Source organism: Pseudoalteromonas sp. SCSIO 43210, from assembly GCF_054133285.1.
Window position 1 is genome coordinate 3,099,552 of the sequence record NZ_CP087225.1, and the last position, 18,380, is coordinate 3,117,931.

Annotated in this window: 13 protein-coding genes and 1 tRNA gene; 3 read left to right on the plus strand and 11 right to left on the minus strand. The window is 37.8% G+C overall.

Annotated elements, in window-relative coordinates; all coding sequences use genetic code 11:
* Positions 1-327: 327 nt before the first annotated feature.
* From LOS73_RS13305 to LOS73_RS13315, 3 genes are all read right to left on the minus strand, one after another.
* The gene (locus LOS73_RS13305; RefSeq protein ID WP_007378064.1) at positions 328-1,437 is read right to left on the minus strand and encodes a mandelate racemase/muconate lactonizing enzyme family protein; all 1,110 of its coding nucleotides are present in this window, start codon (positions 1,435-1,437) and stop codon (positions 328-330) included.
* Between the two features lie 290 nt (positions 1,438-1,727).
* Positions 1,728-2,726 (minus strand): SMP-30/gluconolactonase/LRE family protein, encoded by a 999-nt coding sequence (locus LOS73_RS13310; protein WP_007378063.1) that lies wholly within the window; start codon positions 2,724-2,726, stop codon positions 1,728-1,730.
* A complete protein-coding gene (locus tag LOS73_RS13315; RefSeq protein WP_457934967.1) occupies positions 2,713-5,004 on the minus strand; it encodes an agarase in 2,292 nt (763 codons plus the stop codon). Before LOS73_RS13315 ends, LOS73_RS13310 begins: the two co-directional genes overlap by 14 nt.
* A gap of 468 nt (positions 5,005-5,472) precedes the next feature.
* Here LOS73_RS13315 and LOS73_RS13320 point away from each other — a divergent pair, with 468 nt between their 5' ends.
* Complete coding sequence (locus LOS73_RS13320) at positions 5,473-7,854, plus strand: TonB-dependent receptor (protein ID WP_457933827.1); 2,382 nt, start codon at positions 5,473-5,475, stop codon at positions 7,852-7,854.
* A 361-nt stretch (positions 7,855-8,215) separates the two neighbouring features.
* On the opposite strand, the gene LOS73_RS13325 is transcribed toward LOS73_RS13320, so the two are convergent.
* The 7 genes from LOS73_RS13325 to LOS73_RS13355 form a co-directional block, all read right to left on the minus strand.
* A complete protein-coding gene (locus LOS73_RS13325) occupies positions 8,216-8,836 on the minus strand; it encodes an FKBP-type peptidyl-prolyl cis-trans isomerase (RefSeq protein WP_007378060.1) in 621 nt (206 codons plus the stop codon).
* 69 nt (positions 8,837-8,905) lie between these two features.
* Positions 8,906-9,289 carry a hypothetical protein gene (locus tag LOS73_RS13330; RefSeq protein WP_007378059.1) on the minus strand — a complete coding sequence of 128 codons (384 nt, stop codon included), beginning with the start codon at positions 9,287-9,289 and terminating at the stop codon, positions 8,906-8,908.
* 50 nt (positions 9,290-9,339) lie between these two features.
* Positions 9,340-9,430 (minus strand) — tRNA-Ser (locus LOS73_RS13335).
* Positions 9,431-9,526: 96 nt separating this feature from the next.
* On the minus strand, positions 9,527-9,904 hold the full coding sequence (locus LOS73_RS13340) for a hypothetical protein (RefSeq protein WP_007378058.1): 378 nt from the start codon (positions 9,902-9,904) through the stop codon (positions 9,527-9,529).
* Positions 9,905-10,107: 203 nt separating this feature from the next.
* Positions 10,108-10,656, minus strand: a complete 549-nt coding sequence (locus LOS73_RS13345; protein ID WP_007378057.1) for an NAD(P)H nitroreductase — start codon at positions 10,654-10,656, stop codon at positions 10,108-10,110.
* A gap of 131 nt (positions 10,657-10,787) precedes the next feature.
* Positions 10,788-11,474, minus strand: a complete 687-nt coding sequence (locus LOS73_RS13350) for an HvfX family Cu-binding RiPP maturation protein (RefSeq protein WP_457933828.1) — start codon at positions 11,472-11,474, stop codon at positions 10,788-10,790.
* Between the two features lie 103 nt (positions 11,475-11,577).
* Positions 11,578-13,539 (minus strand): oxidoreductase, encoded by a 1,962-nt coding sequence (locus tag LOS73_RS13355; protein WP_007378055.1) that lies wholly within the window; start codon positions 13,537-13,539, stop codon positions 11,578-11,580.
* Between the two features lie 290 nt (positions 13,540-13,829).
* Here LOS73_RS13355 and sppA point away from each other — a divergent pair, with 290 nt between their 5' ends.
* Positions 13,830-15,695, plus strand: a complete 1,866-nt coding sequence (gene sppA / locus LOS73_RS13360; protein ID WP_457933829.1) for a signal peptide peptidase SppA — start codon at positions 13,830-13,832, stop codon at positions 15,693-15,695.
* An 82-nt stretch (positions 15,696-15,777) separates the two neighbouring features.
* On the plus strand, positions 15,778-16,788 hold the full coding sequence (ansA, locus tag LOS73_RS13365; RefSeq protein ID WP_007378053.1) for an asparaginase: 1,011 nt from the start codon (positions 15,778-15,780) through the stop codon (positions 16,786-16,788).
* 67 nt (positions 16,789-16,855) lie between these two features.
* Here the strand turns inward: ansA and gndA are convergent, their stop codons facing one another.
* Positions 16,856-18,229, minus strand: coding sequence for an NADP-dependent phosphogluconate dehydrogenase (gene gndA, locus LOS73_RS13370; RefSeq protein ID WP_007378052.1), 1,374 nt, complete (start codon positions 18,227-18,229; stop codon positions 16,856-16,858).
* Positions 18,230-18,380: the final 151 nt, after the last annotated feature.

The following is an 18,380-nucleotide window of genomic DNA, read 5'->3' on the forward strand; positions in this document are numbered from 1 at the left end:
CAGCAAAGAGTGCATTCCTTTATAGCAATCTAAAGCTTTACCACTTACTTTGCAATTTGGGTTGTGGTAAATGCCAATTCAGATAAATCTCTGAATAATTAAATATAAAATATTGCCTCTTTAGAAAACAATTTTTTAACGTTAAATACTCCTATTATAGTGGATTTAATATCAACAGCTTGCACTGTAAATAATGTAACTATTTTTATAAAGGCGCCCACAAGGGCAATGCACATAAGATTTAATTTATGATGGATTATTCATCACTCCTTGTTAAATAATCACTTCACTGCTCTTGTGGCCGCACAACGACTCGTTTATTTTTTACTAGGAGTGCTTAACTAAATGTGGTTTAACGAGTTGTGGGTCAAACTCGACACCTGTACCTATTATATCTGGCGCGCACGCTTTGCCGTTTTCAAGTTTTAAAGGACGCGTTGTGTATTCATCAATAGGAAAAGAATGAACCTCTAAAAAACCAGCATGTGGCTGAGATGCCAGTAGTGATACATGCAGTTCATGCATACCATGACTGCAAATAGGTAAGTTATGGGTATATGCCATACTGGCTACATGTAACCACCCTGTTATACCACCAATATTTGATGCATCTGGTTGTAAAAAGCCCAATTTAGCTTGGTCAATTGCATAGCCAAACTCATGCAGTGTGTGTAAATTTTCGCCCATGGCAAGCGGTATTGAGGTTGCTTGTGCTATGCGAGCAAAACCTTTGTAGTCATCTGGTATGGTGGGCTCTTCAAACCATGTAATATCATATTTTTCAATCGATTTTGCAAAGCGAATTGCTTGCTCCACACTCATCGAGTAATTAGCATCGACCATGAGTATTTTGTCATTACCAATTAAATTGCGTACTGCAGCTACACGTTCTATGTCTTCTTTAAAATCTGGTTTACCCACTTTAATTTTTACGGCGTTAAAACCACGATTTAAATAACCACCAATATTATCAAGTAGTTTTTGCTCACTAAAGTTTAAATCTATTCCACCTGCATAACATTTTGTGTTATCACTACTGCCCCCAGCAACTTGCCATAAGGGTGCATTTAAACGTTTACATTTAATGTCCCACAGCGCTATATCAACTGCTGAAATAGCAAAACTAAGTAAACCACCACGGCCTACATAATGTAGATCCCACTGTAACTTATCCCAGATTGCCATAATTGACGTTGAATCTTGGTTAATTAACCCCGGTTTAATTTCGTCATTAAGGAGTGAATAAATTGCACGTCCACCTTTTCCACCAGTATAGGTGTAACCCATACCTTCAAAGCCGTCATGGGTCATTATATGTAATGCAATAATTTCAAAGTGAGTGTGATCGCCATGTTTAGCATCACTTAATACTTCAGCTAGCGGAATTTGGTAATACTCTACTTTTACACTTTTTATTGTTTGTGATGATACTTTCATTAAACCACCGAATTAGTTCACATAACACTGTTCATTGTTAACAATTTACAACACGATTGAATTATTGTAAAGGTCATGTCATTAATAAAATGAAATTAACTTGTGAGACTTTTTAAAGATAATTGTTTTAAACTGCAAAATGTCAAAAATAAATTTGCAGTTTACTGAAGGTATATTTACTTGAGCCGGATCTGTTTAACAGATATAAAAGTATCGCCTTGTTGCCCCATATAAACAACCCAACAAACACTAACAATTAACACTACAATTCAAAGGCTTATGATTTATTTTTACTTTAAATCAAGCGCTAATAACTGTGTATGCGCGGTTATATAAACACGGTTCTGTTGAGTATTAAATGCCAAATTAGCACTCATATTTGGCGTGGTAATTTTAGCTAATAGTTCAGCCTTTTTATTAAATAGCCATAAACCATTGGGTCCTGTAGCAAAGATAATCCCGCTTTTATGTACTTTTAAACCATCAGGTAATCCTTTGCCGTGCTTTGCAATTGGTGGCAGCTGATAAAACAGTGATTTGCTAGTAACACCTCCATTGCTATTTAAATAATACTGGTACCAAGCGGGTTTATTTTCATTCGATGCAGCTACATACAAAATTTTGTTATCATTCGACAACGCAACACCATTAGGATAAATTAATTCGTCGTCTAATAACGTTATTTCTCCTGTATCTTTAACCGAATACACACCTTGAAAACTTAACTCTTTATTTTCGTCATTTAGCTGCTTAGGAAGTCCATAAGGTGGATCACTAAAATAAAGTGTGCCTTTGTTATTAAATGCACCATCATTTGGACTATTAAACTTTTGACCATTAAAGTGACTTACTATAGGTAAGTAATCAGATTTTGGGGCGCTTAAAGGCGCTTTCATTTTAGATACAACACGAGAGCGAGATTGCAAAAGAACAAGCTCGTTTTGTGCATTGACCAATAAGCCATTTGAGTAGCCGCTTTGCGCTAGATATAGGCTAACACCTTTACCTGGCGTGTATTTATATACTTGATGATTAGGTATATCAGAATATAACAAATACCCCCCTTGATTTACCCACACGGGTCCCTCTAGCCATTCATACCCAGAGGCAAGTATTTGCAATGGCATCTTTAAGTTGAGTACCTCAAGCGCTTGTTCATTAAATATTTGATACGGCCCCTGCTCATACAATGGTTTTTCGGTTGGTTCGGCTAATGCTATCCCCGTTAAACCAAAAGCACTTAAATACAAAGCAGTTAGAACGTTAATAATGTGTTTAATTTTTATCATTGCGGTACCTGCGCTCATATAAAGATTTATTCACATTTTTAGCTGCATTAACGAGTGGTTCGTAAGGAATATCAGCCACATTTACGAAACCCACATTGTAGTTTTCGCCATCGTATGCACGCCCTGTTAAAGGTGAGTCTATATATTGAAACCAATGTGCGCCGACAAAATAAGGGTTATCAATTACGCTATTCATATAATTTTGGTATTTTGATCCGCGCTCTTGCTGCGATTGAGTATGTATTAGTCCAGGGTTTAGCAGACCCGAATCAAGAGCTCCATTATGAAACTCGCCAATAATACTTGGCATATCTATATCCGACAAAAACTCCCAAAACTCTTGGTTTAAGCCTTCTCGATAATAATTGTAACTCATTACATCAACGTGAGCTGCACTGGCGGCTCTAATTTCAGGAGTCATTCCCCAATCGGCAAAACGCGCTCCCATATTTAACTGATTTGGTAAGTGTTTGGTAATTGCTTCATCCACCACTGCAAAATACTGATTAGCATAATGGAACAACATCGCTGATAAATCGATATTAACGTGATCGTTAAACTGGGTTAAATTCACTCCCTCTGCAAACTCATCCCACGATGAGAGTGTTGTATTCCATGCTTTATTTAATTTACTTATTTTGCTGTATTTATTTTTCATTAAAAGTACAAATTCAGCTTTAGTTGGACTATTTTTGGCATTATTTTTAAGTGTATTAATGGCAATGCCGTAACGTGTGGTATCTGAATTCATCATGCCCCAGCTTTTTTCGTTATCAATAAACACTCCAACACACCATGGACTGTTTTTGACTTGCTGAGCTACTTTTGCAAGTGTTACATCGGCGCGCTCAACAAATAAAGGATCGAATGGATCTGGTAGTGGGCTCCAATAATCGTTACCGCTGCTTACTGTTTTAAAGTTACCAATGATCCATGCATTAGCAAAATAAGGTAATTTTTTAGTATGGTAATACTGCTCTTCTATCCAGTTACCAAACGATGTAAAACCCCACGACAACATACGATTAACGGTTGTTTTTTGCCATTGTTTCATTAATTCATTGTTGTTATGTGTCTGATACTTTCGCTCTAAGTTAGCGCGATAAAAGCTAAACGTTTCGCCTTTTTTAACTGCTCCACTGTGTACTTCGCGTCTGTAGCCATAATTATCGCCAAGGGGATCGTCCTGTTTTGGTAGCCAGTTAAACATCTCAGCTCTGAGCTTTGAGCTTTGATAACGTGTTGGCCAAGCAGCTACAGGCGCTGGGTTTAATCCAAGTGAGTCTTCGGGTGTTAAGTCGCCAGCTTCGCGTTGTTTAATATAACTTTGATCAAAATCGTAGCCTGTAATCGTTGAGGTGTTTGCCATGCGGACGTTATCGATACCGGTCGAAAAATACAGATAACCTTCTGGGTCGACTAAACTCCATTTACCTTTGTATTTTTCGGTTCTAAAATACCCTGTAGCCTTTAATTGCGGGCCATTTTTCCAGCCGCTAAACTTAGAGCGCCCTTGCAGTGGTTGTGCTTGCAGCTGAGCTTGTTCCTTTTGTGAGATAACTAATAGCTGCTCAGTTGACGTAACCTTGTTAATAAAGTTTAACTTTGCATTCTGTCCAAATTCATCCACCAACCCTTTGAGGTAATTTACATCAAAATTAGTTGGTTTTATCAAGCGTAAGTTATCAATTAAAAAACGTTTATCTTCAAGTAAGCCCTTTACACCAAGCGACACCTTTACAATGCTGCTTACATCTATATTTTTTTGCCCACCCCTATAAATAATAGGTGTATAACCGCTATGCCAACTGGGTGGATTTGAGCGAATGCCTGAGTTTATATTAAGGTTAGCGCCTTTAAGCTCGATGTAATAAGTGTTTTCTGAGTGCCCGGGTACAACGACACTGCGTGTTTGTGACTTGCCTGACTTATCGGTAGTTTTCACATAAATATGGGTGGATGCGCTATTAGGATTTTGAATATCAATCGCAAGGGCAAAGTTACCAATAGCTTGCCAATCCCAACCTTGTGGATTAACGAACTCAAAATCGCTTTCGGTGTGTGATTTAGAGTATAGATTTACTTGTAATTTATGATTGCCACTTTGCTCAACAAGTTTAGTAGAAGCATTAATGGTATTTATATTATCGCTGTAATTGTTTTTTTCGAAATCAAAAATAACAAGCTGTTTCTTAAAATCAACGACTGTATTGTTCGGTTTTTTTTCTGATATTTTTCCATTATTACACCCTGCAAGTCCTATTAAACAGCAAAGCATTAGTGTCAATCTTACGTCTTTAGGTATGTGATTCATGTTGTGCCTATTATTGTGTTGGTTTAATAGCGAGCTTTAAAGTAGCAAAGCTAAAAGCATTTAAAACTAGGTAGGATAATTACACAACACTGAAACCAAAACAATTAACTGTTAACAATAACGGTAAATCTAAAGATACACTCTGATTATAAAAAGTTCGAAAATCACTTTTTAAGTGCTTAATAAACAATATCTTATTTATTTTTTATTGTTGAAATGAATTAGTTTATATGATTTAAATATAAATAATTTTAGGCGAATTAATTAAATGTACTGACTACATTTATAGATACTTGATTGTTCATAAAACTGTTTATCGGTGTTTTTAGCCTATTTAACGCAAAAATAAAAGTTATGGTATAACATTGTTGATTCGTTTATTTCTCGGTGTTATATTATATCACAACATAATAACCGCGAACCAATATATCCATGACAAAGCTAACATTAATCTCCTCCGCTATTTTTTCTGTTTTATGTTCTCATTCAGTACTGGCTGCCACAATTAATGGCAAAGTAACAGATAATAAAAATCAACCAATTCAAAATGCGACTATTCATATACATGGTAAGACACAAGGCGTAAAAAGTAATGAGCTTGGCGAATTCTCTATCGAAGTTGATACAGCAAGCCAACTGCATATAAGTAAAAATAATTACATTGATTCTCGAATAGATGTTACAGGTTTATCTAACAATGTAACCGTTTCTCTTAAACCAACCTCGGTAGAAACTGTTGTTGTGTATGCCTCAGCGCTTCATAAAAATAGTCTAGAAATGATTTCTCCAGTGAGTGTTTTATCTGGTGATGAGCTTAGAAATAAATCTAAACCTACACTTGGTGAAACGCTAAAGGGTTTGCCAGGTGTTAACGCCAGCTACTTTGGCCCTGTTTCTTCAAGCCCTATTATTCGTGGCTTAGGTGGCCCTCGCGTTAAAATCATGCAAAATGGTTTAGATAGCAGTGATGCGTCGCGTATTGGTCCAGACCACGCAACATCAAGCGATAGTTTAGCCGCAGAGCAGATAGAAGTATTACGCGGCCCAAGTACCCTACTTTATGGCTCGGGTGCGATTGGTGGTGTAGTAAATGTAGTAGATAACCGCATTCCTACTAGTAACATTGATGAACTAACGGGCGCGGCAGAATACAGTCACGACACTGTATCAAACACTAATACATATGCTGCAAAATTAGAAAGCGGTTATAACAATTTTAATTTTCATTTTGATGGTACAAAACGTACAGGTGATGATTATCAAACACCTACTTTTACTATCTCTGATGAAGATGGCGATGTAGAAATTGAAAACTCAGTAGAAAATACCTTTATCGATAGTGAAACAGTTAACTTTGGTACTAGCTATGTTGGGGAGCACTTAACGGTTGGTTTTTCATATGGCAATATAGAAACTGATTACGGTATTCCGGGGCATGAACATCATCACGAACATGATCACGAAGACGAAACTGAAGAAGAGCATGCTGAGCATGAAGATGAAACGGCTGAAGACCCAGTTTATGCTCATTTAGAGCAAGACCGCTGGCAAGGACTTGTAAGTTACGCACTGCATAATAACTGGATTGAAACAATCAAATTACGTGTTGGCTACACTGATTATTCGCATAGCGAAATTGAAGACGGTGCAATTGGTACAACCTTTACAAATAAAACGACAGAAGCACGTTTAAATGTAGAGCATAAATTTGCTGATTGGCACGGTATGGTTGGTTATCATTACAGTGATTCTGATTACGATGCTATTGGTGAAGAAGCATTTACACCAGCGAGCGTAACAACAACTAACGCTGTGTATTTATTAGAAGAACGTGAATTTGGTGATGTGACAGTAGAGCTGGGCGCACGTGTTGAAGATTATAAAATAAAAAGCCAAATTTCAGAAGTTGAACACGGCCATGATCACGACGAAGTTGAAGATGACCATGACGATGAAGAAACAATCGGTTACAGCAAAAGTTTTACTAATGTAAGTGTATCTGCTGGCGCTATTTGGCAATATAAACCAGGCCATAGTATTGCGACGAGTATTTCTCATTCAGAACGTGCACCACTCTCTGCTGAATTATTATCCAATGGCTTACACATTGCCACTGGTACGTATGAGCTAGGTCTTGGGTATAACATTGAAGGTAATGAAGCACATTTCGAACCAGAAAATATTAAACAAGAAACCTCAACAAACTTAGATTTAAGTTTTAGACGTTTTAGTGGCGATTTTGGTTATACCGTTAACTTTTTCTATAACGATATTAAAAACTTTTACTTTCAAGAAAATACAGGATTAGTATTTGACGAAGAGGATGGTTTAGAATCAGCTATTGGTGCCCATGACGATGCCGTTGCCGTTTATCAGTTCACAAGTAAAGACGCTGAGCTTTATGGAATTGAGTTTGATGCACATTACCAAATAACACCAAGCGCTATGGTAAAAGTATTTGGCGACTCGACTCGCGCTAAATTAAAAGACGATGAAGGTAATTTACCGCGTATTCCAGCTAATAAGTTAGGTTCTGAACTGCAATACACTTTAGGTGATTTACAGTTGACACTTACTGGCACGCATTACTTTGATCAAAGTGATATAACGGCCTTTGAAACTAAAACAGATGGTTATACATTATTCGATGCACAGGCTAACTACCAATTAGGATTCGGCGCAATAGATGCACAACTTTATCTAAATGTAGATAATATTACTGACGAGTTAGGCTTTGTGCATACCTCTTTTATTAAAGATACCGCCCCACTTCCAGGCAGAAACTTTCGCTTTGGTGTTCGTGGTTATTTTTAATAATCAAAAATCGTTTTAGCTTATATATTTATAAACCGCATTTTATTAATGCGGTTTTTTTATTGTTAGAATACATATCCGTAATAATAGTTAATCAATTTAAGGGATTAAATCTTACTCTAACTGTGTTAAAAATTCTGATATACGACTGCATGGATGTAGGAGGTAGAGCAATGCAGGAGCAATTAGTGATAACAATTAATTAAAGAAATTTTTGCCTTGTTATGGACACAATTTTCTTAGCGCAAAATAGACCACTTAATTAATCGAATTGGTATAAAAGCTTAGATTACAGATACAAAAAAGCCGTATTCAGATCGAATACGGCTTTTTAAACTCTTAATTTTAAAATTTATTTAAATTAAGAAATGATTTCGTGTAGTTCAACGTCAAATACAAGCGTTGAGAAAGGTGCGATTGCAGCACCTGCGCCACGTTCACCATAAGCAAGCTCATGAGGAACGTAGATACGCCATTTAGTACCTACAGGCATCATTTGTAATGCTTCAGTCCAGCCTTTGATCACGCCACCAACTGGAAATTCAGCTGGTTCACCGCGCTCGTATGAGCTATCAAACACAGTACCGTTAATAAGTGTACCGTGGTAATCAACACGTACTGTAGACTCAGCTGTTGGCTTTTCGCCTTCGCCAGTTGCTAGTACTTCGTATTGAAGACCAGACTCAGTTACTGTGATTTCAGGACGTTTTGCGTTTTCTTCTAAGAATGAAATACCTTCTGCAGAAAGTACTTTAGACTCTTCTTCACGACGAGCTTGAATCTCTTCGTTGATTTTTTCAAATGCAGCTTGGATCTCAGGGATCTCAACTTGAAATGCGCTACCAGCGTACGCATCTTTCATGCCTTCAAATACTGAATTTAGGTTTAAGCCTTCAAAAGGATTAGACTTAAGTTGCTCACCCATTTGTAAGCCAATACCGTAACTTGCTTTTTCAGCATCTGTAGTAAAATTATCTGACATAATGTGTTTTTCACGTTTTGTTAGTTAAAAGACGCGACTATGCTATCACAAAATAAACCGCGTTTGGGGCTAGTTTTTGCTGAGTTTTAGCTTAATTAGGCCAACAATATAACTGCAAAGCGGCAAACTGAATAAAATTCCAACAAGTAGAGGCATTGTTAGTAATCCTGATTCGCCAAGCAGTAAAAATGGCACGACAAGCAGCCCTATACAACCGATAAAAACAGAGCCAATAACTGGCCAATGCTTATCGTATTTAGTAATAAGATGGGCAGCTAAAACATTAAAACCAACACCATAAATTAAAGCGGTAATTAATGGGTATTCTGGTTGAGCGTCTATAGCCATTTTTACTAATAAGCTAATAGCACTTTGATAGCAGTAACCAAATACCGTCCATAGTAAAGTATGTTTAATTAGTAATTGTGGGATTGATTGAATTTGTTTTGTCATTTTTAGTTCCACATAGCAAAAAACCGCCAATAAGGCGGTTTTTTAAATAATGGTGGAGAGATAGGGATTTGAACCCTAGATGGGCTATAAACCCATGCCGGTTTTCAAGACCGGTGCATTCGACCACTCTGCCATCTCTCCGTACGGCGCGGATAATAGAGTGAAATGCATTGCTTGTAAAGAACTAATACACTCTAGTGAGTAAAAAATTAAATATATTTATTAATAATCTACTTGTTAGTAATACTGCTTTGGTCTTCGTGCAATAAACGAACAAATCAAACATGCTAACAAACTCAGTGCAAATAGCGTTATGCTTTGAAAAATCATATCAAATTGATTTAAATCACCACTGGGTATCACAACAAGGATAAGGGTGGGTAGTAGACTTAACATTAATACATAGCAACATATTTTAAATGCCCGACCAAAATCAAATCGTTTAGATTGTTGCATCCACCAAGTTAATATTACTAATACACCAATAGCCGAACCTGCCGCAAAATGCGCTATATTAGTACTCATAGCAACATAGAGTGTGACAAGAGCTCCCAAAACACCCCAGATTGACCATGCTAACCAGTTTTCTTTTTCACGTAAAAATAAATTACCCATCGTTTTCGTCTTCTTTATCGTTATTTTTATTAAGACTTTCCATACATTATCAAAAAACAACCGATTAAAAAACAAACTGAAGAAGAATTATTATACTTTATGCTTCCAAGCACTTCTCACAGCCGAACCATTAATTTTTTCTCTAAGCAATATACAACATTAATGATTTAAGACTATTAGAATTAGGAAAAGTTCATACTATTTTACAAATAACTAAAATAATTTTCAGGTTTATGGCGAGCCGATTTTTTGCAATCTACAGTCGGCGTACCTATATATAAATAGCCCACTATTTCATCGTGTTCTTGCAAATTAAGTGCCTTTTTAACAGCCTGACTTTGTGCAAAATACCCCGTACGCCAAACGCCACCTAAACCTTGTGCAAATGCGGCTTGTTGCATTGCCAATACACTGCATCCTGCACTTTGTATTTGCTCTATTCGAGGGACTTTTGGGTGTTCTTGGTATTTTGCAATCGCAATAATAATCATAGGTGCACGAAATGGAAGCTCTTTAGCACGATTAATTACTTTTTCTTCTTGTAGCTCTGTCACTGCACTTTGATGATAAATTTCGCCTAATTTATGGCGCGCATCACCCTGGGCAATAATAAACTGCCAAGGGGCTATACAACCATGATCAGGAACACGTAATGCTGCTTGCTGAATAATTGCAAGTTGCTCCTCATTTGGCGCGGGATCAGTTAATTTTGGATCAGATTGACGGGTAAGTAGAAGCTCGATTGCGTTCACAGCTATTTCCTTAAAATTAAAAACGTTAGGGTAGCATTTTAATGCTGAAAAAATAAATATTGAAAGTCTAAAACGCAAAACGGCTACATAAATAATAATTTAAGTAGCCGTTAGTAATACATGTTAAGTCGTTATTCTTTTAGAGCAACTCGCTTTAGCCAATAATCAATACTGACAAAACGTCCGCCGCCCATAAAAAATAAGCTAAATAGCATAGCAAAGTAGATTGCTGAAAACTCAATGCCATTGTTTAAAATCGATGGTTTACCTTTTTCGTATAAGTAATCGGAAGAACCATGTTCTTCGACTAATCCACGAATTATCCCGATTCGGTTTTGTACTTCTAAAGAGTTATCGAGGCTTTCTTTGGCACCTGGAACAGATAGCCAATCAAGTACTTGTGCTGCACTGGTATCAGGGTTTGTAGGTGCTATTGCAAACCAACCATTATGCCAATGCACTGATGTTGCCGCTACAACCATCGTGAACATCAGCGGAATGCTAACTAAGCGAGTGAGCAAACCAAGCAGTAAAAACCAGCCGCCTAAGAACTCACTCCACCCCGCTAAAAAAGCAAGTAAATCGGGAAAAGGTAATCCTAATCCCCATTCACTATTGCCAAACCATTGAACAACGTCGGGAGAGGCTAAAAAGTTATCAAAAAAACTTTCGGTTTCACCGCTTATCGCAAGTTTATTGTAACCTGCAATAATCATTACTGGCGCTAAAATCAAACGAAATAGTAAAGCGGGTAAACAATCTAAAAATGATAATTTACCCAAAATTGTATCGTAAATACCAATTATTTTATTTTTCATGTGTGTCCTGTTCGTTCATTGTTTATTTAGTTATAGACTATAAACAACCAAGACCGCACTAAAACAAAAAGTATTTCACTGCACAAATATAGCATTATGTTCGTTAAATACTGCGGGCAATTTGCAATGCTTCAAATATCGCGCGCTTAGCGTCAATTGCTGAAGCGAGTTTAGCACCGCCTATGACATGTACTTTAGCATTATCAAGTTGATTTTTGAGCACTTCATTATTTGATACCTGCCCGATACAGGCAATAACAGTATCAACTGGTAAGGTTTGTGTCTCACCTGCAACAGTTATGGATAAACCATTTTTATCAAAACTGTTATATTGGCAATCAGCAATTTGCTTAACACCATGTTGTTTTGCGACTTGGCGATGTATCCAGCCTGTTGTTTTGCCTAACTCACTACCAAAGCGCCCTGCACTTCGCTTTAACATGTATAATTGGCGTTCATCTTTATGTGGTTGTGGCTCACATTCAATGCCCCATTGCGTTTTAAAATCGCTAATAGTTTGTGATTTGTGCTCACTTAAAAATGCGACCATATCAAAACCTATGCCACCTGCGCCTAAAATTGCAATTGATTTACCCAGCTCTACTTCGCCACGAATAACTTCGTCGTAGGCAAAAACACGTTTACCATCATTACACTTAATCGTTGCTTCACGTGGTCTTACACCTGTAGCAAAAATAATATCATCATAGCTTTCAAGCATACTGTCATTATAAGCTTTACCCAATTTAACACTCACATTTAAACGTGCTAACTCATTAGTGTAATAATTTAAAGTGTGGTTAAAGTCTTCTTTACCGGGTATTTGCATAGCTAAATTAAATTGGCCACCCATCTGCTCTTTTTGATCAATTAACGTGACGTGATGGCCTTTTTGCGCTAAATAGCAACTTGCCGATAAACCAGCAGGACCGGCCCCCACTACCAATACATTTTTAGCTTTAGTCGCTTGCTCTAATGGGTAATCTAGCTCAAATGCAGCTTGTGGATTAACTAAACAGGTAGCACGTTTATTCTTAAACACGTGATCTAAACAACCTTGATTACACCCAATACAGATATTGATTTGCTTAGATTGCTTATTTACATACTTATTAAAAAACTCAGGGTCAGCCAATAACGGACGAGCCATTGAAATTAAGTCTGCTTCCCCGGCAGTTAAAATATCATTAGCAATTTCAGGTGTATTAATTCGGTTAACAGCAATTACTGGGACACTAACTACATCTTTTAAGCGTTTTGAAGCTTCTTTAAATGCACCAGGTGGCACCATACTCGCAATAGTCGGTACACGCGCTTCGTGCCAGCCAATGCCTGTATTAAAAATATCAACGCCCGCTTTTTCAAGTTCAATAGCTTGAATTGTCACTTCATCGGGTGTTGAGCCATTTGGGATTAAATCTATTACTGATAATCTAAAAATGATTAAAAACTTTTCAGATACTTTTGCTCTCACTGCTTTAACTATTTCAAGCGCAAGTCGCATTCTGTTTTCTAGGTTACCACCAAACTCATCTTCGCGTTTATTAGTATGAGGCGCCATAAATTCATTAATTAAATAACCCTCAGAACCCATCACTTCTACGCCATCGTACCCTGCTTTTTCAGCCATATAGGCAGAGTGCGCAAAGTCTTTAATTGTTTTTTTAATAGACCCTAATGACATAGCTTTAGGTTTATAAGGATTAATAGGTGCTTGTATGGCACTTGGCGCTTGATTGAATGGATGATATGCATAGCGTCCAGCATGTAATAGTTGCAGACAAATTTTCCCGCCATGTTTATGCACAGCATCTGTATATGCGCGATGCTTAAATACGTCATAATAACTATTAAATGAGGAAGAAATAGGTGTCAATTTACCGCGTAAATTAGGGCTGTACCCGCCCGTAATTAACATTGCGGTACCGCCCTTGGCACGTGCTTCATAAAAAGCACGCAGGCGTTTTCGGTTATGCCAGCCTTCTTCTAAGCCCGTATGCATTGAGCCCATCACTAAGCGGTTACGTAATTGTGTGTGTTTTAATTGTAGTTGTTGTTCTAACATCCTCTGCCCCGTTAACTGGTCTAACCTGTATACATTAGCTAATTCTGCTTCAATGGCAAGTAATAAGCAATATTTGACTGCATTTAATTGTGAACCTCTTAACATAATTAACTAATTTTTAATGCGCATTAATTTGATGCAAAAAAATTATTAAATACTTCAAAAATACTGTATTTATGGGCACTTAAACACATTCATAAACACTTCGTTACGATTTAGCAGTTAAATTTTTTTTTATTCTAGGATAAGATGGGACAAACGTATTAGCTGTACCAAATTAAGGAGCTATTTTGATAGCAAAAATATTTAAAGGTATTTGGGCTGGGATTAACTTTTCTCGTCGATTAGTACTTAACATTTTGTTTTTATTACTTGTAATTGTTTTTATTGCGGGTATATCGAGCGATGACGATAAGATAATTATTGAAGATGGTTCTGTCCTAAGATTAAATCTTAATGGTCCTATCGTAGAAGAAAAAACATACATTGATCCAATTGAAGCAGCTATCAGCGATGTGACATCAGGTTCAGAAGTACCAAGTGAAATTTTACTAGATGATATCGTTGAAGTAATTAATGAAGCGGCTAAAGATGAACGCATTACTGTGTTACTTCTTGATTTACAAGAAATGCCTAAAGCACATTTGAATAAGCTTAAGCAAATTTCAAGTGCCATTGACCGCTTTAAAGAAACAGGTAAAAAAGTTATAGCATCAGGCTATTACTACACGCAAGCGCAATACTATATAGCATCGCATGCTGATGAAATTGCTATGCACCCTTACGGGAGCGTTGCAATTGAGGGATATGGCATGTACCCACTTTACTTCAAAGATGCACTTGAAAAACTTGAAGTAACGCAGCATATTTTCCGTGTTGGTACTTTCAAGTCGGCAGTAGAACCTTTTATCCGTAATGACATGTCTGATGCAGCGAAAGAAGCTAACCGTGTATGGTTAGGCGCTCTTTGGAGCGAATACAAACAAGATGTTGCTGCAGTACGCCCTTTTGATGAATCAAACTTTGACGAAACAATGGATGTGTATTTAGCAAAAATGCAAGCCGCAAATGGTGACGCTGGTAAATATGCACTAGATCATCAATGGGTTGATTCGTTAAAAACAAGTCAACAGATCCGCCAACAACTTATCGACTTAGTTGGCACACAAGAAGATGGTAAAACATTTAAGCAAGTATCATTTCGTGAATACTTAAGCTTAGTTAAACCACCTATTGCATTTGATAATCCACTAACTGAAAAAGTAGCCGTTGTTGTTGCAAAGGGCACAATTGTTGACGGTGAACGTAAAGCTGGCGAAATTGGTGGCGACTCTACTGCAGCCCTTCTTCGTAAAGCACGCCTTGATGATAAAGTTAAAGCAGTTGTACTTCGTATCGACTCTGGTGGTGGTAGCATGTTCGCCTCTGAAGTTATTCGTGCTGAAGTGCTCGCACTAAAGGCAGCGGGTAAACCGGTTATTGCTTCAATGAGTTCTGTAGCAGCATCGGGCGGTTATTGGATTGCCTCTGCAGCAAACGAAATTTGGGCAGCACCGAGTACAATAACAGGTTCTATTGGTGTGTTTGGTACGTTTATGACATTTGAAAAAACCTTGTCTAAAATTGGTGTTTATTCAGATGGTGTTGCAACAACTGAAATGGCAGGTTTTTCCATCACTCGCCCACTAGACGAAAAAATGGGTCAAATAATTCAAATGAGTGTTGAAGAAGCATACGGTCGCTTTTTAAATGTTGTGGCCGAAGCACGTAATATGACCCCAGAGCAAGTTGATAAAATAGCACAAGGGCGCGTATGGATTGCTTCGCAAGCCCTAGAGTTAGGCTTGGTAGATAAGCTTGGTAATAAACAAAATGCAATTGATGCTGCAGCTGCTCTTGCAAAACTAAATCACTACGAAGTTAAAACAATGACGCATGATTTAAGCCCGCAAGAAAAAATGATGCAAGATATCTTTGGAAATGCGTCGATTAAATCAATGTTAGGCCTACAATCACAAAAAACATCAGTGCTCGCTACGCAAGCTAACTTGCAAAGCGTTATTAACCAATTAAGTACTGAAGTTGAAAACCTTAAAGATTACAACGATCCACAAGGTGTATATGCACGCTGTCTAGTGTGTGACGTTGCACAATAAAAGTGCATCGCTTCGTCTAATCAGCTGTATTTGAAGCTGCTTAACGTTATACTAAGCCCAGTTTTTTTACTGGGCTTTTTTTATGAAACGCAAACGCATTTATATCGCTTACACTGGCGGTACTATAGGGATGAAAAAATCGAGCCGTGGTTACATTCCGGCCGAAGGCTTTTTAACTGAGACAGTGGTCAACAACGCTGAATTTAATCGTGATGAAATGCCTTTATTTGATATTCACGAATACTGTCCTCTTATTGATTCGTCTGATATGTCGCCTGCTCATTGGCAACTTATTGCTGATGATATTAAAAGTAAGTATCAACAATACGATGGTTTTGTTGTTCTGCACGGCACTGACACAATGGCGTACACCGCCTCTGCACTTTCGTTCATGTTTGAAAATCTGACTAAGCCTGTGATTGTAACCGGCTCGCAAATTCCGCTTTCACAATTGCGCTCAGACGGACAAGTCAACTTGCTTAACGCAATGTATTTAGCCGCAAACTATCCGATTGCTGAAGTAAGCTTGTTTTTCAATAACCAGCTATTTAGAGGAAATAGAGCAACAAAAGCCCATGCTGACGGTTTTAATGCATTTGCATCGCCTAACCTTGAACCTTTAGCGCTATCTGGTATTAGTATTCAACTTATTAAAGGTCAGCTTAGCCCTTACGTTGAAAACGAGCTACAAGTAACGCCTATAACGCCTCAACCTATCGGGGTGCTATATTTATACCCAGGTATTAGCCGAGACGTAGTTAAAAGCTTAGTAAACGACAATATTAAAGCCTTGGTCTTACTTAGTTTTGGAGTGGGTAATGCACCTCAAGATCCAGAATTTTTATCGGTGCTAAGTGAAGCAAGTAAGCGCGGAATGGTCATCGTTAATTTAACCCAATGTTTAAAAGGTCATGTAAACATGGGGGGGTATGCAACAGGTAACGCATTATTAAATATTGGTGTTATTAGTGGATATGATATGACATTAGAAGCCTGTTTAACTAAGTTGCATTACTTATTTAGTCAAAAGCTTGAAATTGAGACTATTCGCCATTTAATGCAAGACAATTTACGTGGTGAATTAAGCAGATAATAACGCACAACTAAAAACAAAAAGGCACGCTAATAAGCGTGCCTTTAAACTTTTAAACAACTGCTTATTATCTAACTTTAGCGTCTATCTCTACTAAATCTGTTAAATGGCACATTTCACCACTGTGGGTTTTAATACCGTGTTCACCAAAGTAATCACGCTGGGCTTGTACTAAATGCCCATTACTTGGTGTAGTTAACGTCGCTAAATAAGTTTGCGATGAGCTAAGCACTGGAAACGCTAAGCCAGACATAATTGCTTGGCCTGTTACCTTACGAAGTGCCGCAGCTTCTTTATCAAGAGAATCAATAAATTCAACGCCTTGCGCTACGCTATCTAAATAATCGGCGCGAATAATACAACCTGCGCGCCAAGTTTGTAATGTTTTAGATAAATCAACTTTCCATTGATGTGTACGCGATGCACCCTTTATAAGCGCTAAACCTTGGCGATAAGCCAATAAGCTTGCAAGCGTAAATGCATCTTTTAGCTCTTCTAAATCAATATCAACGTTGTTGGTTGATTTAGTTGCATAGGTCATCTCTTGTGCGGCAGTTGTATCGCATGCATTGGTTAAATGACGAGCTTGCACAGCAGCAACAAGTGAAGGGACAGCAATACCAAGTTCGAGTGCATTTTGCGCAGTCCAGAGACCGGTCCCTTTGGCGCCAACTTTATTATCAATTAAGTCCGCAAGCGGAACATTTTTTTGATTTTCAAGGGATAAGATATGGCTAGAAATCGAAAGCAGGTAACTATTTAATTGACCTTTTGACCAATCATCAAAAATAGCAGCCACTTCTTTGGGTGAACGGCCTGTGCCTAAACGAAGCAATTGGTACACTTCAGCGATTAATTGCATCAGTGCATATTCAATACCGTTGTGAACCATTTTTACAAAATGACCACTCGCAGACTGGCCTACACGCGCAAAGCATGAGTCGCCATTATAGCTTGCAGCTACTTTTTCAAACCAAGGTTCAATACGTTCCCAACCACCCTCAGAACCACTTGCCATCATTGCAGGGCCATGACGAGCGCCTTCTGCACCACCAGAAATACCCATAGTGGCAAATTCAAATTTATTTTGGTACTTAAGTTTACGCGTTATACCGTCTTTATAATTACTGTTACCACAATCAACAATCATGTCATTGCAATCAACGCCCGCATCCACCAGTTCATTACAAACTGTATCAACTAGCTCACCAGCAGGAACAAGCAGTAAGATTGAACGAGGTACTTCTAAACGCTTTACCATGTCTCTTAAATCAGAAACAATATGCAGTCTATCGGCCATACCTTGCGATTTAGCACAACTTAATAACTCTTCACCCGCATGCGGATTTTTGTCATAAGCGACTAGCGTAATCCCTTTTTCAATCAAGTTTAAAGCAAGATTTTTCCCCATAACGCCTAACCCGACTAATGCAACTTGCATTTAGTGTCCTCCTCGGTAACAACTATTTGGTTAGTGAATGTAAATAATACCGTGTGCATTATACTGATACAGTCATAAAAGACTAATCACATAACTAATACAACATGCTTTTTTAATATAGATAAAATAAGCTACGCGATTATATCAAACA